The 21,851-nt window shown below is 32.6% G+C and carries 17 protein-coding genes; 11 read left to right on the forward strand and 6 right to left on the reverse strand.

Annotated features, from left to right (window positions below; all coding sequences use genetic code 11):
- Positions 1-28 precede the first annotated feature (28 nt).
- A complete protein-coding gene (locus tag OA85_RS07805) occupies positions 29-1,081 on the forward strand; it encodes an FAD-binding oxidoreductase (protein WP_039108972.1) in 1,053 nt (350 codons plus the stop codon).
- Between the two features lie 2 nt (positions 1,082-1,083).
- On the opposite strand, the gene OA85_RS07810 is transcribed toward OA85_RS07805, so the two are convergent.
- Positions 1,084-1,467 carry a DUF983 domain-containing protein gene (locus OA85_RS07810; RefSeq protein WP_039108973.1) on the reverse strand — a complete coding sequence of 128 codons (384 nt, stop codon included), beginning with the start codon at positions 1,465-1,467 and terminating at the stop codon, positions 1,084-1,086.
- 73 nt (positions 1,468-1,540) lie between these two features.
- On the opposite strand from OA85_RS07810, the gene abc-f reads away from it, so the two are divergent.
- The gene (gene abc-f, locus OA85_RS07815; protein ID WP_039108974.1) at positions 1,541-3,448 is read left to right on the forward strand and encodes a ribosomal protection-like ABC-F family protein; all 1,908 of its coding nucleotides are present in this window, start codon (positions 1,541-1,543) and stop codon (positions 3,446-3,448) included.
- 33 nt (positions 3,449-3,481) lie between these two features.
- Here abc-f and OA85_RS07820 read toward each other — a convergent pair whose 3' ends face one another.
- Positions 3,482-4,450, reverse strand: coding sequence for an App1 family protein (locus tag OA85_RS07820; protein WP_039108975.1), 969 nt, complete (start codon positions 4,448-4,450; stop codon positions 3,482-3,484).
- 64 nt (positions 4,451-4,514) lie between these two features.
- Here OA85_RS07820 and OA85_RS07825 point away from each other — a divergent pair, with 64 nt between their 5' ends.
- Positions 4,515-5,384, forward strand: a complete 870-nt coding sequence (locus OA85_RS07825) for a diacylglycerol kinase family protein (protein ID WP_039108976.1) — start codon at positions 4,515-4,517, stop codon at positions 5,382-5,384.
- 9 nt (positions 5,385-5,393) lie between these two features.
- Here OA85_RS07825 and OA85_RS07830 read toward each other — a convergent pair whose 3' ends face one another.
- Positions 5,394-6,542, reverse strand: coding sequence for a peptidogalycan biosysnthesis protein (locus OA85_RS07830; RefSeq protein ID WP_039108977.1), 1,149 nt, complete (start codon positions 6,540-6,542; stop codon positions 5,394-5,396).
- Positions 6,543-6,639: 97 nt separating this feature from the next.
- Here OA85_RS07830 and OA85_RS07835 point away from each other — a divergent pair, with 97 nt between their 5' ends.
- The gene (locus OA85_RS07835) at positions 6,640-6,918 is read left to right on the forward strand and encodes a 4a-hydroxytetrahydrobiopterin dehydratase (RefSeq protein WP_039108978.1); all 279 of its coding nucleotides are present in this window, start codon (positions 6,640-6,642) and stop codon (positions 6,916-6,918) included.
- A gap of 50 nt (positions 6,919-6,968) precedes the next feature.
- Here the strand turns inward: OA85_RS07835 and OA85_RS07840 are convergent, their stop codons facing one another.
- On the reverse strand, positions 6,969-7,451 hold the full coding sequence (locus OA85_RS07840) for a DUF1761 domain-containing protein (protein ID WP_039108980.1): 483 nt from the start codon (positions 7,449-7,451) through the stop codon (positions 6,969-6,971).
- Between the two features lie 180 nt (positions 7,452-7,631).
- Here OA85_RS07840 and OA85_RS07845 point away from each other — a divergent pair, with 180 nt between their 5' ends.
- The 3 genes from OA85_RS07845 to nagB all read left to right on the forward strand — a co-directional run bounded on the left by OA85_RS07845 (position 7,632) and on the right by nagB (position 13,298).
- Positions 7,632-8,486 (forward strand): leucine-rich repeat domain-containing protein, encoded by an 855-nt coding sequence (locus tag OA85_RS07845; RefSeq protein WP_039108982.1) that lies wholly within the window; start codon positions 7,632-7,634, stop codon positions 8,484-8,486.
- 652 nt (positions 8,487-9,138) lie between these two features.
- Positions 9,139-11,238 carry an alpha-L-fucosidase gene (locus OA85_RS07850; RefSeq protein ID WP_039109449.1) on the forward strand — a complete coding sequence of 700 codons (2,100 nt, stop codon included), beginning with the start codon at positions 9,139-9,141 and terminating at the stop codon, positions 11,236-11,238.
- 146 nt (positions 11,239-11,384) lie between these two features.
- Positions 11,385-13,298, forward strand: coding sequence for a glucosamine-6-phosphate deaminase (nagB, locus tag OA85_RS07855; RefSeq protein ID WP_156129442.1), 1,914 nt, complete (start codon positions 11,385-11,387; stop codon positions 13,296-13,298).
- A 331-nt stretch (positions 13,299-13,629) separates the two neighbouring features.
- Here the strand turns inward: nagB and OA85_RS07860 are convergent, their stop codons facing one another.
- Together OA85_RS07860 and OA85_RS07865 are read right to left on the reverse strand one after the other, a co-directional pair.
- Complete coding sequence (locus tag OA85_RS07860) at positions 13,630-14,343, reverse strand: LytTR family DNA-binding domain-containing protein (RefSeq protein WP_039108985.1); 714 nt, start codon at positions 14,341-14,343, stop codon at positions 13,630-13,632.
- Positions 14,344-14,410: 67 nt separating this feature from the next.
- Positions 14,411-15,469, reverse strand: a complete 1,059-nt coding sequence (locus OA85_RS07865; protein ID WP_039109450.1) for a sensor histidine kinase — start codon at positions 15,467-15,469, stop codon at positions 14,411-14,413.
- Between the two features lie 129 nt (positions 15,470-15,598).
- On the opposite strand from OA85_RS07865, the gene OA85_RS07870 reads away from it, so the two are divergent.
- The 4 genes from OA85_RS07870 to OA85_RS07885 are packed head-to-tail and all read left to right on the forward strand — an operon-like array spanning position 15,599 to position 21,845.
- On the forward strand, positions 15,599-17,842 hold the full coding sequence (locus OA85_RS07870) for a GH92 family glycosyl hydrolase (RefSeq protein WP_039109451.1): 2,244 nt from the start codon (positions 15,599-15,601) through the stop codon (positions 17,840-17,842).
- A gap of 33 nt (positions 17,843-17,875) precedes the next feature.
- Positions 17,876-19,753, forward strand: coding sequence for a sodium:solute symporter family protein (locus OA85_RS07875; RefSeq protein WP_039108986.1), 1,878 nt, complete (start codon positions 17,876-17,878; stop codon positions 19,751-19,753).
- 51 nt (positions 19,754-19,804) lie between these two features.
- On the forward strand, positions 19,805-20,770 hold the full coding sequence (locus tag OA85_RS07880) for a glycoside hydrolase family 130 protein (RefSeq protein WP_039108987.1): 966 nt from the start codon (positions 19,805-19,807) through the stop codon (positions 20,768-20,770).
- Between the two features lie 7 nt (positions 20,771-20,777).
- Positions 20,778-21,845, forward strand: coding sequence for a carbohydrate-binding family 9-like protein (locus OA85_RS07885; RefSeq protein WP_039108988.1), 1,068 nt, complete (start codon positions 20,778-20,780; stop codon positions 21,843-21,845).
- Positions 21,846-21,851 lie beyond the last annotated feature (6 nt).

Genomic DNA, 21,851 nt, shown 5'->3' on the forward strand with positions numbered 1-21,851 from the left:
GCGTTTACTTAAAAAGGGATTACTTCAAATGATTGATTATTTAATAATAGGTTCTGGTTTAGCGGGTATTTCATTTGCAGAGATTGCTCTGTGGAATGATAAATCTATTTTAGTGTTGGATAATAATTCACAAAATTCCTCAAAAATTGCTGGGGGTTTGTATAATCCGGTTATACTAAAACGCTTTAGCGAAGTATGGCAAGCTCAAGAGCAACTGGTATTGATGAATGAATTTTATACTGTTTTAGAGGAAAAACTGAATTGTAAAGTAGATTTTAAAAGACCAATCCTAAGAAAATTTTTCTCTGTTGAAGAGCAGAATAATTGGTTTACAGCTTCAGATAAAGTTGCATTAGCTCCATTTTTATCTACGCAATTGATTTCAAAAAAGTATTTAGGAATTGATTCTCCTTATGGATATGGCGAAGTGTTACAAACAGGTTATGTCGATACCGCTTTATTATTAAATAAGTACAGAGAATATTTGAAACAAAACAATCTGTTTAAGGAAGAATCATTTGATTATGATGCTTTACAAACTGAAAGTGATGGAATTCATTATAAAGACGTTAAAGCCAAACATATAGTTTTTGCAGAAGGTTTTGGGATGCATGCAAACCCATATTTTAAACATTTGCCTTTAGACGGAACTAAAGGGGAGCTTTTTATTATTAAAGCACCTCAGTTAGATTTAGATGTAATCGTAAATACAAGTGTGTTTATTCTACCACTTGGGAATGATTTATTCAAAGTGGGCGCTACATATAATTGGAAGGATAAAACTGATTTGCCAACAGAAGAGGGTAAGGTTGAATTAGTGGATAGAATAAAAGAAATTATAACCTGTGATTTTGAAATTGTAGAGCATTTTGCGGGCGTTAGACCAACTGTAAAAGACAGAAGACCTTTAGTAGGAACACTTCAAAATTATGAATCAATTCATATTTTGAATGGTTTAGGAACAAGAGGAGTTATGCTCGGACCTGCAATGGCAAAAGCTTTATTTGAGAATATTGAACATCAAATTCCTTTAAATCCGGCAATTGACATATTCAGATTTCGGCCTAAAGGACATCAATAATGCTATTTTAAATTTGCTTTTGGATCATAAGAAACAAACATATTGATGTATATGTTTCTTGACAAACGTAAAATAAATGGAAATAAGAGAATTAGTGAAGCAATTATAGCAATAAAAGCAACTTTCAAACTGGAGCCGAAAATTACGAATGCGATTATAAAGGCTGCAATTCCTACGCCTACATTCAATCCATAACTTACATACATTGCTCCATAAAAGAAGGAAGGTTCAATTTGATATTTTAAACCACAATGGCTACAATTTTCATGCATTTTTAAAACTTTATCAATATGTAACGGATTTTTATCCAAATACATACTCTCATTCTGACATTTAGGACAAGTTCCTGTTAAAATGCTATATAATTTGGATCCTTTTTTTAACATTTGCAAAAAATTTAATATTTCCTTTTTTAGAGTTACAAATTTACACATTCAAAAAGGAATAAAATAACAATACATGCTTAATATACACAATTTATCCGTTTCGTTTGGTGGTACTTATTTATTTGAAGAAGTTACCTTTCGATTGGGTGCTGGGGACCGTGTGGGTCTTGTTGGGAAAAACGGGGCTGGGAAATCGACCATGCTTAAAATGTTGGCAAAGGATTTTGCTCCTGATTCGGGTGTTATTTCTCAAGAGAAAGATCTTCGAATGGGATTCTTGCGTCAGGATATCGATTTTGAACAAGGCAGAACGGTTTTAGAAGAAGCCTATGAAGCTTTTACGGAAATTAAAATTGTTGAGAAAAAGCTTGAAGAAATTAACCATTTGTTGGTTACCCGAACTGATTATGAAAGTGACGAATACAGCCAAATTATAGAAGACTTATCTGATTATACCCACCGTTTTGAATTGTTGGGTGGATATAATTATGTTGGCGATACGGAGAAGATTCTCCTTGGATTAGGTTTTAAAAGAGATGTATTCGATAATCAAACGGAAACCTTTTCCGGTGGATGGAGAATGCGTATTGAATTAGCTAAATTATTATTACAGGCAAATGATGTTTTGTTGCTGGATGAGCCTACGAATCACTTGGATATAGAAAGTATCATTTGGTTAGAAAGTTTCCTTCGCAATTATCCAGGAGTTGTTGTGATTGTTTCACACGATAAGATGTTCTTGGATAATGTGACCAACAGAACTATCGAAATTTCTCTTGGGAAAGCGTATGACTTCAATAAACCGTATTCTCAATATTTAGAATTGCGTCATGAAATTCGTGAAAAACAATTGGCAACACAAAAAAATCAGGCCAAAAAAATTGAAGAAACGGAGAAATTAATCGAAAAATTCCGTGCGAAAGCTTCCAAAGCTTCTATGGCGCAATCGATGATTAAAAAACTCGACAAAATAGAACGTATCGAAGTTGATGAGGATGACAACTCGGTGATGAACATCACTTTTCCTGTTTCAAAGGAACCCGGTAGAGTTGTTATAGAAGCCGAAAATGTAACTAAAAGTTATGGTGACAAAACGATTTTGAAAGATATCAACCTGTTGGTGGAACGCGGAAGCAAAATCGCATTCGTTGGACAAAACGGACAAGGGAAATCAACTTTCATTAAAGCTATTGTTGACGAATTTGAATATAAAGGAAATATTAAGTTAGGCCATAATGTACAATTGGGTTATTTTGCCCAGAATCAAGCAGAATATCTTGATGGTGAAATTACCTTGCTGCAAACTATGGAAGACGCTGCAGCAGATACCAACAGAATGAAAGTACGCGATATGCTGGGTTCTTTCTTGTTTCGTGGTGATGATGTAGAGAAAAAGGTAAAAGTCCTTTCTGGAGGCGAAAGAAACCGTCTGGCGTTATGTAAATTGTTGTTGCAACCTATCAATGTTTTATTAATGGATGAGCCTACGAATCACTTGGACATCAAATCCAAGAATGTTTTGAAAGCGGCTCTTCAAAAATTTGGCGGTACTTTATTGCTGGTTTCTCACGATAGAGATTTCTTGCAGGGAATGTCAAATTTGGTTTATGAATTCAAAGACCAAAAAATAAAAGAATATTTAGGAGATATTAATTATTTCTTGGAGCAACGCAATATGGAGAATATGCGTGAAGTGGAGAAAAAAGATGCTGAAAAAGCAGCAGCACCTAAAGAAAGTAACAAAGCCTCCTACGAAGATCAAAAGAAAGGGAAAGCGTTGCAAAATAAATTGAGCAAAGTGGAGAGTCAAATCAAGCAATTGGAAAAAGACATTCAAAACGATGACAAAATGCTAGCTTCTAATTATGATAAGCATATTGAAGATGCTAAATTTTTCATGGCTTACAATAAAAAGAAAGCCGAGTTGGACAAATTGCTGTTGGATTGGGAACTCGTTCAGGAAGAAATAGATAATTTATAAGAAAAAAAAGAGTTCCAATTTGGGACTCTTTTTTTATACAATAATCCCAATCATTTTTGAGTGTGCAATGGCTTCACTGCTATTTTTGAAATAACAAACGGATACTTTTAAGGTTTCTAAATTTTTCAAAACAGCTGTTACTTTATCTTTTTTAGAGTCACCAGTTTGTCTAATGTAAACCGCTTTTACGGTGACCGGGAAAATTTTGCAAATTGCTTCGTATAAAAAAGCATCGTGTTGTGAATCATCACCCAGTAGTACATACTCTAAATTTGGGTAGAATTCTAAAATGTGTTTTATTTTGTCAAACTTATGATTGTGATTGCCTCTTCCAGTCAGAAAAAAATCTTTAAGGCTCGTTTTAATATCTTTCAATAGCAAAACCGCTTTTGGCAGTTGATGAAGTTCGGTAAACTTTATAATAAAACGGTACAAATTCCATTCGCTGCTGGAAACATAGAAAAAAGCATTGAATTCTTCTTTATTTTCTCTTCCTGCCGTACTTAATGCTTGGTAATGTGTGACAACGTCTTTGTAAATTTTTCTTTTATTTATGTTTTTGAATAACAAAACATATAATTTCTTCAAAGGATTCAAGGTGTGAGAAACTAAAAAAGTGTCGTCAATATCGGATATAATTCCTAAATTTCCTTTGTGTGGGCGAATGTAACTGTCTTTAGTTGTTAAGCTTTCGTTTTGGTGAACAATACTCACCTCATATTCAATCCAGCCATAACGGGTAAATTGGTCTAATGGCACACAAAATTTAAAATAACCGTCATTCAAAGTTTTGGTATGGATTTTTATTTTATTATGTTCCAGATAAACGTCAGCATTTGCTTGCGTTTTCATTCTAAACATACCAATCACCGAAGTTGCGTTTTTGATGTTTTTTTTTTGAAAGTCGTATTCTTTGGCCGTTGTTGGTTTAAAAACATGTCCCATCACAATTAATTCTTGCTCATTAGCATAGCCACGGTATAATTTTAAAATAGGCTTCATTTATTTAGTACTTTTGAGTTGAATTATTCGTTTTATATTTTGTACCAATAAAAGTAGCTAAATTTTGAGAAAGAATATCATAATGATTGTTAATCCTATTTCTGGAGATATAGATAAATCAGAATTTATTGTAGCGGCAGCACATTTAGCGGCGGCTGAAAATCTGAATTTTGTACTTTATAATACTACAGGTGATGATGATATTTTAAAGATAAAATCACTTTATTTAAGTTATAATCCAGAAAGAATTATTGTAGCTGGCGGCGATGGGACGATAAAGATGGTTGCTGAGGCGATGGAAAAAAATGATGTAATTATTGGAATTGTACCAGCGGGTTCAGCCAATGGTTTGGCTATGGATTTAAATTTACCGTCAACAGTCGAGGAAAACTTAAACATTGCTTTTCATAATACGTATATGGAAATTGACATGATTTCTATCAATGGAAAAAAAAGTATTCATCTAAGCGATTTAGGACTTAATGCTGAAATGATTAAAAACTATGAAAAAAGTACTATTCGCGGTAAATGGGGCTATGTTTTACAAACCGTAAGTACATTGATAGATTTAAACGATCCTTTTACGGCGACTATTAAAGGCGATTTTGAAACGATAGAATGTACAGCAAGAATGATTGTGATTGCGAATTCTAAAAAGTATGGGACAGGAGTTTCTATCAATCCGAATGGTGTTATGGATGATGGAAAGTTTGAATTAGTTATTTTAAAAAACCTGGATTTAGTTGTTTTAGGAAAAATTATCACTGGGAATATGCCGTTAGATTCTGAGGACGTAGCCATAATTTCTACTGATAGAGCTGAAATTACTACCAATGTGCCTGTTTGTTTTCAAATTGATGGAGAATATTATGGAGAGGAAACAAAACTGGATATTGAAATATTACCCAAGCAAATGAAAGTTGCAATTCCTTAATTTCAGAAATTATTTAAATGGATTTCGTTCCTGCCAAATAGTTTCGGGCTCTAAATATTTAAATATTTTGGGCATATATGAATTAACAATAGAATTGCTGTGCTCAATAAAACCATACATTTTTAAAGGTTTTGCCCCAACAGAACTTTTGATTTCCAAAGCGGTTCTTGCAAAAACGATTTCTTTAAAACCTTTATTTATTGAATAAGCGACCATGTCATATAGCATATTCAAATACAACATTTTTTCGCGTTGAATGCCTTCGTCGTATCCTAAAAAATAAGTGTCCATCACTTTACCATTTTTTATTAAAGTATTGAAACCTATTAGTTTTTCATCAATGAAATAGCCATAAAAGAGGAATTTATCTTTGAAGATTTCTTTAAAAATTCTAAAATGATTTTTCGGGAGGAAAAAAGTATTGAATGGGGCATTTTTAGCAACATGGATATACAAATCATAAATGATATCTTCATATGTAATGATTTCTTCAAGATGCATTTTCCTTTTCTCAATTCCAGCTGCTTTTTTTCGGGCTCTTTTGTACTGATCTCTATATTTTTTTGAAAGAGAATCAATATAATCTTGTTCTGATTTCCAATTTTCATTGATAGTAAAAACCATATTGGGTTGGGTAGAAAACTGATAATCGTTTTTAAATTCCGGAATATTAAAAATTTGAATTTCGTCGATGTTAAAATCTTTAAAGGACGTAATATGAATCTTTTTTCCTTGAGTTTTAAACTTCTTTTTCAAAGCAATTGAAGCCAATTTTAATGCTTGTAATGCCTTCTTTTTATCAGTAGAATCAGAAAAGCAAAAAGAATTTTGCCCAGTTAGCATATTATTGCCAATAAGAAGGACATGAGAACTGAAATTTCGGAAAGCAAAATTCCGTATTGCTGTTTTGATACATTTGTCTCGTTCTCCAAAAGATTCTAATTTATTTAAATCTAGGAATTGAGAAACAGCAATTCCAACTAAAGCATTATTTTCAAAAATTCCAATATAATTGCAAATCATATTTTCAGGAGATGATTTTTCTAATACTTCCAGATATTTTTTCGATAAAAAAATAGTTGAAACGGCTAAATCATCCCATTGTTTTGGAAGTTGAGCAGTGGAATTATAAATTTTGAAAGAATAAGATGTATTCAAGTTGAATTTTAATATTTCATCAAAAATAGTTAATAAAGTTAAAGTATTTCTCTTTGATTCGAAATTAACTAACTTTATATAAATAAAAAATAAAATTATGAAAACCTATTCAGAAGAAACAATTCAACCCGAATTAAAAGAGCTAAAAGACTGGCAATTTATTAATAATGGAATTGAGAAAAAGTTTTCCTTTTTAAACTTCACGCAAGCACTGGGCTTCATCGTTCAAGTAGGGGTGATGGCTGAGAAAAGAAATCATCATCCGGAATTATTCAATGTATATAATAAAGTGACGATTCGGTTGACTACGCATGATGCAAATGGAGTTACCGATAAAGATGTTGATTTAGCAAAAGCGATTGAGCAGATACAATAAAAAAATCTCATCCTTTTTTAAGAGACGAGATTTTTATTGTTAATTTATTTTTAAACCCAAGCACAAATAATTCCGCCCATAATTGTAAAACATACAATCCAGAAACCTCCTGATATTAAAGTGTATTTAAAGCTTCTTTTTTCGAATAAGGCATTTGTGCCAATAATTGGCAATGCTAAAAACAAGCCAGATAAAAATCCGTGAAATGCACCATGTTTGAATGTTCTAAATGCAGTTCCATAATCGGACATAAACGCAGCGTAAGAAGGTAAAGCTTTTGTGGCATCACCACCAACCATGCTAAACGCACCCCATTGATGAATCGTTAAAAACTGAAGAATTATAGCAATAAGGAAAGCGTAAAAAACTGCAAAACCAAAAATTGCAACCATATTGCTGCCTTTCATGCTTTCTTCTGTTAATCCGGCTTCTTTCATCCAAATAGTTCCAAAAACTTTTGGGTGATACCATACAAATCCTACTAAAAGGGTAGATAAAGCTGCAACTAAAAGCGCTAAAAAATTAATTTCCATAAAATAGTTTTTAAAGGTTAGTAAATCAAATTTAGTAAATTATTATTATTTAACAGTAATTTGAATTTATTGTAGGATATAACTCTATAAAACACATAAATTGGTGTATTTCGTCGATTTTATTTGCTCGTTGCCCACATTGTGTGTAGATTTATATGTATAAAATAAAAAAATCAAGTTATGAAAAATATAACTACTCTATTTTTAACCGTTTTGTTTTCTTTTTCTATGTTTGCTAATGTAGTTCCTTCAGATAAAGAAGCGCTTATTAAATTATACAAAGCAACGAATGGAAGTAAGTGGATCACAAAATGGGATTTATCATTGCCAGTATCAACTTGGTATGGTGTTAAGCTAGAAGGTGAGAAAGTAGTTTCTGTAAACTTAGCCAATAATAATTTAGTTGGTGAAATACCATCTGATATTGTTAATTTAGTTAGTCTTCAAGAATTAGATTTACATAAAAATCAAATATCTGGTGCGATTCCTTCTTTCATCGGAAACCTAAAAGATTTGAAAGTATTAAATCTTTCTTTTAATAAATTGTCAGGAACAATTCCTTCCTCTGTATGTGAATTGAGTAATTTGAAAGATTTAGAACTTTATATGAATGCACTTTCAGGAGAGATGCCTATTGAAATTGGTGCCTTGAAACAATTAGAAGTGTTGTCATTATATAACAATGAAATAACAGGACAAATTCCAAGCTCACTTTATGATGTGAAAACAATGAAAATCCTACTTTTAAGCAGTAACAAGCTTAGTGGAGGATTAAGTCGTGAGGTGGTACGTATGACTTCTCTTGAAAATTTTAGTTTGTTTGATAATAAAATGAATGGTCAAGTGCCTTTAGAACTAGAAAAATTGAATAATCTTAAAGAAATGAATATTTCTTATAATATGTTTAATGGTTTAGTAACTAAAGATTTGGCGGCACTTGATGCATTAAATATGACTATGATAAATGATAAAGGAGCTACTGTTTTGTTAGATGTTACTACTGATAAAAATTCAGCTATAGTTTCTGAAGATTAGTATTTGGAATAATATGAGATTAAAAACTCTTTAAGAAAATGGTTTTAGTTTTTTTTTAAATAAGTTAGTTTAATAAATTTAGTTAGAAAAACCTGTGTAGCTTATTGCTTCACAGGTTTTTTTATGCAAATCAATTATTTGAAGTTGTTGCATAAAAAGAGCTTCAGATTTTTCTGAAGCTTTTTTAGTAGCGGGTAATCTTGAAAAATCTAATGGATTTCTAGATGATTACACTAAAATAGTTTCTGTCGGGAACGTATTATATTCTCCGCTCTTAAATTTCTTTTTTTTATTATGTTATTTGATATTATAATCGCTCTGTTAGGATAAATAGATAACCAGTTCAAACCATTACTCAAGCTGTCGATGAGAAGTTTAGTTCCCTTTGAGCCCATTTTTTGCTCCGGATTGTGTTTTGTGTCTACTTGTTTTATCTTTTTGTGCTTGACAAAACACTATACAAACCTGTTAGTATAATTAATTTAATGTGAAGCGGTTATTTTTATAGAATTCTTTTATCTAGAAGATGACTCTTATTATCCCAAAACTCTTTTAAAATAGGTGTTGGTCGAAAAAGTTAGGATTAGAATATTAAATTAGTTTAACATTGTGTTGTTGCAAGTTTGATGAAAAAATAATAATTATAATCATGATGAAAAATATTTTTCTGTTACTAAGTTTTTTTTGCATTATACCAATAATTAGTAGTCAAGAATTGGTAAAACCACCCAAACCTTTTGGTCCATTGCCTACGCAAAAACAAATTGAATGGCACGAAATGGAATCTTATGCTTTTATTCATTTCTCTCTAAATACGTTTACGAACAAAGAATGGGGTTATGGAGATGAATCACCTCAATTGTTTAATCCTACTGCTTTAGATGTACGTCAATGGGCTCGGGTTGCTAAGGAAGCGGGGATGAAAGGAATAATATTAGTGGCTAAACATCATGATGGATTTTGCTTGTGGCCATCGGTATATACAGAGCGCTCTGTAAAAAATTCTCCTTGGAAAAATGGAAAAGGGGATGTCATTAAAGAATTAGCAGCAGCTTGTAAAGAATATAATTTAAAATTAGGACTGTATCTTTCTCCATGGGATAGAAATAATCCGGAATATGGTAAACCGGCATATGTTACCTATTTTAGAAATCAACTAAAAGAATTGTTGACAAATTATGGTGATATTTTTGAAATGTGGTTCGATGGTGCCAATGGAGGTGATGGATATTATGGAGGAGCTAATGAGGCAAGAAAAATAAATACACTGGAATATTATAATTGGGAAGAGACTTATAAATTGATCTATACAATAGCTCCTAAAACACTGGTTTGGGGAGTTGGGCCTTCGGAAGCACGATGGATAGGAAACGAAGAAGGTCGTGCAAATCAAACCAATTGGAGTCTTTTGCGTCAAAAAGATGAATTAGCGGGAAAAGTACACTATTCCGAATTTATGTCTGGGCATGAGGACGGAGAAAGATGGGTGCCAGGTGAAGCTGATGTATCAATCAGACCAGGATGGTTTTACCATGCTGTTGAAGATGATAAGGTACGATCACTGGATGAATTAGTAGATATTTATTATGAATCTATCGGTCGTAATGCAAATCTTATACTAAATCTGCCTGTTGACAGAAGAGGTTTAGTTCATGAAAATGATGAAGCCAGACTGAAAGAATTGGTAGCAACTATAAACGCCGATTTTGAAACGGAAGTATTAGCCGGAAGTAAAGTCAGTGCTGATAATGTCAGAGGGAACAATGTCCAATTTACTGCTCAAAATGTTATTGATGGGGATAAAAACACCTATTGGGCTACGGATGATAATGTGAAAACGGCATCTATTATTTTTGATTTTAATCAACCAACACCCGTTAATAGAATCTTGCTTCAAGAATATATAAAACTGGGACAACGTGTTAAGGCATTTACTGTTGAAGCTAAAGTTGATGGACAATGGAAAACCATTGCTGCTGAAACCACTATTGGTTATAAAAGAATTCTAAGAACCAATAGAGTTATCGCTTCGGCACTACGAGTAACGATTACAGATTCAAAAGCAAGTATTGTTATCTCTAATATTCAAGCCTTTAATGCGCCAATTTTTGTGCGTGCTCCCGAGGTAAAACGAGATAAAAATGGGGAAGTTACTATCAAATCTGAAGCAGGAAACAGTATTTATTACACTGTTGATGGCTCTGATCCATCAGTAAAAAGTATTTTGTATAAGAAACCATTCAGATACAATAAAGCAGTTGAAATAAAGGCTATTGCATTAAATACAAAAGAAAATATAAGCAGTGCTATAAAAAGAGCTAAGTATGGAGTTTCTAAGGAAAAATGGAAAATAGTTTCAATCTCTAGTGGCGATTTGAATACCGTAAATCGGGTTATAGACGGCAATCCAAATACCGATTGGAGCTTTGGAAGCGATACTGCTAAACTTCCTCAGGAAATAGTTATTGATATGGGAGCCCTGCTTAAAATCAACGGGTTTACCTATGTTCCGCAACAAGTGGGTAATGCCCTTAATTTAATAGCTAATTATGAATTTTATACCAGTACAAATGCTGTAAAATGGACTAAGCAATCTCAAGGAGAGTTCTCAAATATTAAAAACAATCCTATAGAACAACTGAAAATTTTTACGGAAGTAAAGGCCAGATATTTGCGTTTTGTAGCTAAATCAGCAGTAGAAAAAGGGCAAACCGTTTCTATTGGAGAAATAAATGTTATTGAAGGACATTAGGTTAGATTGAATTATTGTGTGAAAATCATTTTAAGTTTATAATTATGTCTTTTGCCGAAGGCTATTAGCTGTTAGTCGAATTTTTAATAGTTAAAGATTTATAAATACTTAATTTTATTTTAATTAATTAAATGAATAACTGGCAAATGATTAAAGAAGGTATAAGTTTTAAAGAAGCAGGGAAGTTTGAAGAAACACGTTTTGAGAAAATTCACAATGTTATTTTCCATTCCTCTCAAGAAGCTTCGGTATTAGTAGCACAAGAAATAGCAAATATAATTCAGAGAAAAGAAGAATTAAATGAACCTTGTGTTTTAGGACTGGCAACAGGATCTTCACCAATAAAAGTTTACGAAGAACTGGTTAGAATGCATAAAGAAGGCGGTCTAGATTTTACAAATGTAGTAACCTTTAATTTAGATGAATATTATCCGATGGATAAGGATAACATTCAGAGTTATTATCAATTCATGCATGAGCATCTTTTTAACCATGTAAATATTCTTCCAGAAAATATTAATATTCCAGACGGAAAAGTGAGTAGTGAAGATTTGCACCAATATTGTATTGATTATGAAATGAAGATTAAATACTTAGGAGGATTAGATTTTCAGCTGTTAGGTATTGGTAGAACAGGACATATAGGATTTAATGAACCGGGATCTCACATTAATTCCGGAACGCGAAGTATTACCCTTGATCATTTGACGCGTGTCGATGCGGCTTCTTCTTTTTTAGGAATCGATAATGTGCCTAGAAAAGCAATCACAATGGGTATTGGCACGGTAAGAAATGCCAAAAGAATTGTGCTTCTTGGTTGGGGAATCAGCAAAGCGGGAATTATAAAAAAAACCATTGAAGGAGAAATATCTTCCCGAGTACCAGCTACTTATTTACAAGAACATAGCAACACAACGTTTGTTTTAGATACTGAGGCTTCATCAGAGTTAACAAGAGTAAAAACACCTTGGTTAGTTAGACCGTGTATATGGACAGAAGAATTAAAATTGAAAGCTGTTGCATGGTTAACTGAATTAACCAAAAAGCCTTTTCTTAAGTTGACTGATAAAGACTATAATGACAACGGTATGTCTAGTCTTTTAACAGATGAGGGAACTGCATATGATTTAAATATTAAAATGTTTAATAAAATGCAGCAGACAATCACAGGTTGGCCTGGAGGAAAGCCTAATGCAGATGATACATATCGACCGGAGCGTTCAACTCCAGTAAGAAAGAGAATTATTATTTTTAGTCCACACCCAGATGATGATGTTATTTCTATGGGAGGAACATTTGACCGACTTGTAGAGCAGGGGCATGATGTGCATATTGCGTACCAAACCTCAGGAAACATTGCTGTTTCTAATGAAGAAGCTTTAAAATTTGCTGAAATTTCCAAAGCTTTAAATGTCAATTCTAAGGAGTCAGAGCATATTATTCAGTTTTTAAAGAACAGATCGGCTAATGAAATAGATTCTTTAGAAGTTAGAAAATTAAAAGGATTAATTAGAAGAAGCGAATCGTTGGCAGCGACACGTTATCTTGGTGTTGCCGATTCGAATGTACATTTTCTGGATCTTCCTTTTTATGAAACGGGTACCGTTAAGAAAAACAATCTTTCAGAGGCTGATATTGAAATTATGTGTAATCTGATAGATAGCATAAAACCACATCAAATATATGCCGCTGGAGATTTAGCAGATCCACATGGCACTCATAAAGTATGTCTGGACAGCTTGTTTGAAGCCCTAAAAATTGTAAAACACAATAGTTATATGGATGATTGTTGGGTATGGCTGTATCGTGGAGCTTGGCATGAATGGGAATCATATCAAATTGAAATGGCGGTTCCTATGAGTCCGGATCAGGTACTTAAAAAACGTCATGCTATTTTTTATCACCAGACTCAAAAAGATGGAGTTATGTTTCAAGGCGATGATAACAGAGAGTTTTGGGTTCGTGTTGAAGACAGAAATAGATTAACAGCAAAGAAATATCATGATTTAGGATTAGCAGATTATTCCGCTATTGAAGCGTTTAAACGATATCATTTTTAGTATGTTGTTTTTAAAAACAATAAATTATTTATGTGGTTTGTTTGGTTAGTTACCTGGTTTTGTTAAAAATGCAACCGTTTTGGTTGCATTTTTTTTTGCTTATTATAGTAAGGCATAAATAATCAAGGATGTAGTAATAATCACTTTTAATTCTTTGAAATTTCAGAGAAATATATTTTTTTAAAATGAAGGGAAAAAAATAATCTGTATGCAATCTAGATTGGTGATTAAATCTGAATCAATTCTCAGTCGCGTAAAAAAGAAGTATAATTGGACTAAATTATCAAAGTTTGATAGTTTTAATAAGGCAACCTCTAAAAAGAGGTCTTTATTAAATAGAAGAATTTAAAATTTTTTGTTTAACATCATCAATATAAGATCTTCCTATTACGTATCTGAGGCCCTCTATCTCTATGCTATTTCCTTCAACAGCATCAATTTTATCAATAGCTATGGTATAGGATCTGTGTATTCTTATAAAATCTCTTTCAGGCAATAAATTAGTGAAATCAGATAGTGTGCTGTGTATGATGTATTTCCCTGTTAATGTATTTATTTTTAAGTAATCTTTTAAGCTTTCGATAACCAAAATTTCATTTAAAAAAATCTTCTTCATTTTCTTTTTATCTATTTTGACAAAAATGAATGGGTTTTCTTTACTGTTTTCCACAGTAACTTTACTGGTATTGTTGAGTCTTTTGTTAATCTTGTTTACCGCTTTCATCAATCTGGGAAACTCAATAGGTTTAACTAAGTAATCCAAAACGTCTAATTCGTAAGTTTCTATAGCAAATTGATCATATGCGCTAGTAATAACTAATAAAGGAGGGTCTTCTAAACTTTTTATAAAATTTATACCATCTAGAACAGGCATATTAATGTCTAGAAAAATTACATCAATTGTATTGTTTTTTAAAAAATTTAAACCTTCTATTGAATTACTAAAGGTGTTTATTAATTCTAAATCTTCAATTTGCTCGATGTAATTTTTAATAACATTAATCGCCAATGGCTCATCATCAATAATCAAACACTTTATTTTCATTTCTATTTTATTAGTTTTGGTCAAAATAATTTGAGTGGGGATAATTTAAAAAAAAAGATAAACCGTATTAAGATACTTTAATTACTAGCTTCACGACAAAATTATTCTTTTTATTTTTAAAAGAAAGCTTATAGTCATTTTTATTATAACCTAAAGCAATTCTTTTTTTTACATTTTCAATTCCGATACCACTAGATATATTTAAATTTTCTTTAAGTTTTGTAATGGTAGGCATTGGGTTTGAAATGCTGAAATGAAGAAAATCTTCTTTAACATTAAAATTAATATCAATTTTTACTTTTCCGGTATTTTTATTTACGCCATGTTTAAACGCATTTTCAACAAAAGTCAGCAATAAAATAGGCGCTATTTCCTTATCGTGAATATCCCCAGAGATGGCTATGTTTACTTCTAATCGGTCATCATTTCTGATTCTTTCTAGGTCCAAGTAGTTTTGAATGCAGAGTATTTCGTTTTCTAAAGTTTGTCTCTTGTTTTTAGTTTCATAAAGCATGTAGCGCATTAACTCCGAAAGCTTTAAAATTATCTTTGGTGTTTTATTAGATTTCTCTACCGATAAAGAATAAATGTTATTCAGTGTATTGAAAAAAAAGTGCGGAGAAATTTGTGATTTTAAGAAAAGTAATTCTGTTTCTAATTGTGATTTTTCAAGATCGGTTACTCTTTTTTGTTCCTTTAAAAAGTCTAATGTAATCTTAATTGCCGTAACAAATGTAATTACATAAAGTTCCCCCATCATCATATCAATAGTATAGTTGAGAGATAATTTATCAATAGTTTCTGGTCCTTCCGGCCAAACATTATGAGTTATTAGTAAGTAAGTGAGGTTAAATTTTATAAAGACCATAATAAATATGGCTGATAAAATGGAAAGGACATATAATAAGTATCTTTTTCGGTAAACCAAATAAGGCATGAGAACTAAAATATTCAAATAACATAAGGTCATGTGAATGGGAAAGCCCAATAAATTTGTTTTCAAGGAATATAAATAATCATTGAAATAGCTCCCCCAACGAAATGTATTAAATAAAAAATAGGTTAGCCAAAATATAATGTGGTAATGCAGTGGTATTCGGTATAATTTACTAGAGTTGAAAATCATCATGGGGAGGAAAGTATGGTTTGTTACTATTTTTTTGATGTTTAGGTCAGTTTATATGTTATCCGTCTAAATTAATTTTAGTAGATGTTAAATTTATATAAATTTAAAATTAAATTAAGATTGTTTGATATGAAGAATTTTTCCTTGCTTGTTTTGTTTGTAATTTTAATTACAAGTTGTAAAATAAAGATAAATAAAAATAACCTCCAAGAAGATATTTTTGTTGACCGTGTAAATCCTTTTTTGGGTACTGGAGGTCATGGCCATACGTATCCTGGTGCAACTGTTCCTTTTGGGATGCTGCAAGTAAGTCCTGATAATGGGATTTCGAGCTGGGATTGGTGCTCTGGTTATCATTATTCGGACTCTATTGTGGCTGGTTTCAGTCATTTGCATTTAAGCGGAACTGGGATTGGTGATTTAACCGACATATTGTTTATGCCAATAAATAAAAAAGTCGATTTAACTGCAAAAACAACTTCCCGCGATCAGCTTCCTTATAAATCATCTTATAGCCATGCTAACGAAAAAGCTACTCCGGGTTATTATCAAGTTTACCTCGAAGATCCTAAAATTAATGTAGAATTAACATCGACTCAACGTACTGCATTTCATAAATATACATTTGCTAATGGAGATAAACAATCTGTTGTCGTTGATCTTGGTTTTGCAATTAATTGGGATAAAGCCTTAAAAACAAGTATCACAATTGAAGACAAGTATACCATAAGCGGGTATCGTTTTAGTACTGGATGGGCAAAAAATCAGAAAGTATTTTTTGTGGCTAAATTTTCTAAACCTATTTCAGAAACGATATTAACCGCTGATAAAAAAATAATTTCAGGAGCAGTAGCAGACGGCGAAAATACTGCCTTACAATTATTTTTTAATGCGAATAACAGTAATGAGTTGCTTGTTAAAGTGGCTTTGTCTTCTGTTAGTATTGCTAATGCAAAAGACAATTTGGAGGCTGAGAACTTCAATTTTGAAAATGTAAAATCAAAAGCAGCAACAACTTGGAACACTGCTTTAAATAAAATTACAGTAGAAACTCCAGTAGATTCACTAAAAACAATGTTTTATACCGCTATGTATCATACGCAATTAGCGCCTGTAACATATAGTGATAAAAATGGGCAATTTAGAAAAGAGAATGACGAAATTGTTACTGCAAAAAATTACACTGCTTATTCCACTTTATCACTTTGGGACACTTTCAGAGCCGAAAATCCTTTATTGACTTTAGTAGCACCAGATAAGGTTTCGGATCTAGTAAATTCTATGTTAGCGTATTATGATACTAAAAAAATATTACCCGTTTGGACTCTTTATGCTAATGAAACCAATACGATGACTGGTTATCATTCTATTCCTGTAATCGTAGATGCTTACAAAAAAGGGATTAAAGGCTTTGATGCTGAAAAAGCCTATAGTGCGATGAAAGCGACTATGATGCAAGACGAACGCGGATTGAATTTGTACAAAAAATACGGTTTTATTCCCTATAATTTGTTAGACGAATCAGTTACCATTACGTTAGAATATGCGTATGATGATTGGTGTGTGGCACAAATGGCGAAAGCGTTAGGAAAAAATGAAGAGTATCAATTTTTTCTAAACCGATCAAAAGCGTATCACTATTTATTTGATCCAGCAACAGGATTTATGAGAGGAAAATCATCAGATGGAAAATCATGGAACGAACCTTTTGATCCCAAACATTCAAATCATAGAGAACATACTGATTATACCGAAGGGAATGCATGGCAACACAGTTGGTTTGTACCACAAAATGTAGAAGATTTTATTTCGTTACACGGAAGCAATGAAATTTTCACAAAACGTTTAGAGCAGTTATTTACTGAGAGTTCAGAGATTACAGGAAGTAATGTTTCTGCTGATATTTCAGGATTAATTGGTCAATATGCACATGGTAATGAACCAAGTCATCACATTGCTTATATGTTTAACCGCGCTGGTCAACCTTGGCGAACACAATATTGGGTACGCCACATTTTAGATACGCAATACAATACCACACCAAACGGATTAAGCGGGAATGAAGATTGTGGGCAAATGTCGGCTTGGTATGTATTTAGTTCAATGGGATTGTATCCTATGAATCCAGCTTCGGGAGAATACGAAATTGGAAGTCCAATTTTCGAAAAAGCAACAATCAATCTTCAAGAGGGAAAAACGTTTGTAATTGAAGCAGAAAATGTTTCAGACAAAAAATTTTATATCCAGTCAGCTACATTAAACGGTGTTGCATTTGATAAAACAGCAATCACACATCAACAAATAGTACAAGGCGGAATTTTACATTTTGTGATGGGATCCAAACCTAATAAAAACTGGGGTTTAACAAAATAACCAACCAAATTAATTAACTAATAAATAAAATTAATGGATATTATTGACGTATCAATCATCGTAGCTTATATTCTACTATCAGTAGGAATAGGAATTTGGATTTCAAGAAAAGCATCAAAAGGATTAGATGATTATTTCCTTGGTGGAAAAACAATCAAATGGTATTTCTTAGGTTTGAGCAACGGATCAGGAATGTTTGATGTTTCAGGAACTTCTTGGATGATTGGAGTATTATTTTTATATGGAGTAAAAAGTTTCATGTTTATGTGGCTTTGGCCAATTTGGAATCAGATTTTTGTGATGATGTTCCTGGCCGTTTGGATAAGAAGATCGAAAGTTATGACGGGTTCTGAATGGATTTTAACTCGTTTTGGAAGTGACAGAGCCGGAAAAGCATCACATATAATAGTTGCTATTTTTGCCATCATTTCTACCATTGGTTTTATTGCTTACTTTTTTGAAGGAATCGGGAAATTTGTAACCATCATTCTTCCTTGGGATTTAACGCTTCATTATGGAGATTTAATTGTATTGACTTCTGAACGCTCTTATGCTTTGATAATTATACTTTTAACGACAATTTATACGGTAAAAGGCGGTATGTTCTCTGTAGTGGCGACTGAAGTGGTTCAATACATCATTATGATTATTGCGGGTGTTTTAATCGCAGGTTACGCTTTTATCAATTATTCAGAACTTCAGATTAATTCGGTTATTACTGAGGAATGGAAAAATGTTTTCTTCGGATGGCAGTTCGAAACCCAGTGGAGTGATAAATTTCAAACCTTCAATACATTAATTGATTCGGAAGGATACAAAATGTTTGGCGCTTTTATCGGAATGACATTATTTAAAGGATTTTTTGCCAGTGTTGCAGGACCAACGCCAAGTTACGATTTACAAAGAATTCTCTCTACCAAATCGGTAAAAGAAGCGGCCTATATGAGTGGTTTTACCAACTTAATTTTATTCATTCCGAGATATTTATTAATTACAGGAATTGTGGTAATCGCTTTAATGAATTTAGCACCAGAATTAAATTCAAATGGTCATTTAACGGGAGCAGACTTAGAATTATTAATGCCAAAAGTGGTTAATCTATACATTCCTGTTGGAATAAAAGGAATTTTATTAGCCGGTTTATTGGCTGCATTTATGTCTGGATTCTCCGCTTTTGTAAATGCAGGTCCAGCCTATATTGTAAATGATATTTATAAAAAATATTTCAAACCGGTTGCAACAAATGCACATTATATAAAAGTAAGCCAAATTTCTTCTTTCTTGGTTGTTGGTTTAGGAGTTTTCATGGGATTCTTTGCAGACTCCATTAATTCCTTAACCTTATGGATTACAAGTGCATTATACGGAGGTTATGTCGCTGCCAATTTTTTAAAATGGATTTGGTGGAGATTTAACGGTTGGGGGTATTTCTGGGGAATGTTTGCCGGATTAATTGTAGCTTCTTTCCAATTTGTTTTAGGGCAAAATAAAGGAAACTTTACGCAAGGATCATTTTTATATGATTTATCCGAAGTGCAGGCGATTTATTTATTTCCGGTAATATTTGGCTTCTCCATTTTGGGTTGTCTTCTAGGTACTTTCTTGAGTAAACCTACAGATATGGAGGTTCTAAGATCTTTCTACACGAACGTAAGACCTTGGGGTTGGTGGAATCCGGTTTATAAAACATTAAAAATTGAAGATCAGACTTTCGAAAAAAATAATGATTTCTGGAAAGATATGCTGAATTGTCTTATCGGAATTGTATGGCAGTCCAGTATGATTTTACTTCCGATATTCTTTATTATCAAAGATTATCCAAAGGCGATTACAGCATTAGTAGTGTTTTTAGTGACAACGACAATCCTAAAATTCACATGGCTAGATAAAATTCGAAAAATCGAAGACTAATATTGCGAGAGAAAAACAAAAAACAAACTATAATAAAAAAACAAAAAGAGCATGAGTGCAATTCCTTGGCAAGACAGACCCGAAAACAGTACCGAAGTAATTTGGAGATATTCTAATAATCCAATTATCGACAGATACGCTATACCATCATCAAACAGTATTTTTAACAGTGCTGTTGTTCCTTTTGAAGATGGATTTGCTGGTGTTTTCAGATGTGATAACAAAGCAGTTCAAATGAATATTTTTGTCGGTTTTAGTAAGAATGGTATCGATTGGGATATTAATCATGAACCAATTGTAATGCAGTCCGGTAATACTGAAATGATTGAATCTGCTTATAAATATGATCCTCGCGTTGTTTTTATCGAAGATCGATTTTGGATTACATGGTGTAACGGATATAACGGACCAACAATTGGTATTGGGTATACTTTCGATTTCAAAGAATTTTTTCAATGCGAAAATGCCTTTTTACCTTTCAACAGAAATGGTGTTTTATTTCCACAAAAAATAAATGGAAAATATGCAATGTTAAGTCGCCCAAGTGATAACGGTCATACACCTTTTGGAGATATTTGGATCAGTTATAGTCCGGATATGAAATATTGGGGAGAACACCGTTGTGTGATGAAACCAACTCCTTTTGAAGACAGTGCTTGGCAATGTACCAAAGTTGGAGCAGGACCAATCCCGATTCTTACAGACGATGGTTGGTTGATGTTATACCATGGTGTTATCAATACTTGCAATGGTTTTCGTTATGCGATGGGAGCAGCTATTTTAGATGAAAATGCACCAGATCAGGTAAAATACAGAACACAACCTTATTTATTAGGACCAGCAGAAATTTACGAGCAAGTAGGAGATGTTGGCAATGTTGTGTTTCCTTGTGCTGCTTTGCATAATATAGAAGAAGATAAATTAGCAGTTTATTATGGTGCAGCAGATACCGTTGTGGCTATGGCATTTGGTAAATTAAGTGAAGTAATTCAGTTCACAAAAGATAACAGTTTATAAAAAAAGCATGCGTTTAAAATTTAAATGGTTAACAGTCGCTTTAGGATTTATTTCCATCATTGGTTATTCACAATCAAAAAACGGAATTATGCCCAAAAGTTATGTGGCGTATAAAACGACAGATAAAATGATAATCGATGGAGACGAATCTGATGCTTCATGGGCTAAAGTGGATTGGTCAGATCCTTTTATAGATATCGAAGGGATCGAAAAACCAAAGTATGGGACGAAAGTGAAAATGCTTTGGGATGAAACCAATTTTTATATATTGGCTAAGCTTGAGGAACCACACGTTTGGGCAAACTTAAAGCAACGCGATACCATTATTTTTTACAACAATGATTTTGAAGTTTTTATCGATCCGGATGGTGATACTTTTAACTATTATGAATTAGAAATAAATGCTTTAAATACAGCTTGGGATTTATTTTTGTCAAAACCATATCGTGAAAATGATAATGTGGTTTTGAACGATTGGAACATTACAGGTTTAAAATCAGCAGTAAAAATCAACGGAACCCTTAATAACCCAAAAGATACTGATGAAGGTTGGGTACTGGAAATGGCGATTCCTTGGGCAGCTTATAAAACTTCTTTTTCTGAGAAAAATGTACCTGCAGATAATTTTTGGAAGGTTAATTTCTCCAGAGTTAATTGGCAACATACGGTAACCAACGGAAACTATGAACGCAAGAAAGATGCTGACGGGAAATTTTTACCGGAGTACAATTGGGTTTGGTCGCCCATGGGAGTTATAAACATGCATGAACCTGAAAAATGGGGTTATGTTTATTTTTCTTCCAAAGAAGGAAAAGATAGTTTTACAATACCTCAGGAAGATAAACTAAAATGGGAATTGTTTACTTTATACCGAGCTCAAAAAGAGTATTATCAAAAACACAAAGCATGGGCAACATCTTTAGAAAGTCTTACTAAAGAACCTATTCGTCTTGAAAATAAAATTTTAAAACCGATACTAGAAAATCATCCGGCAGGATATACTATTTCGGTAAAAAGTCCTTTTTCAAATAAAACATTAATTATTAGACAAGATGGTAAAATTATATCAAACTAAATCAGC

It is taken from the genome of Flavobacterium sp. AED (assembly GCF_000812945.1).
Classification (GTDB): Bacteria; Bacteroidota; Bacteroidia; order Flavobacteriales; family Flavobacteriaceae; genus Flavobacterium.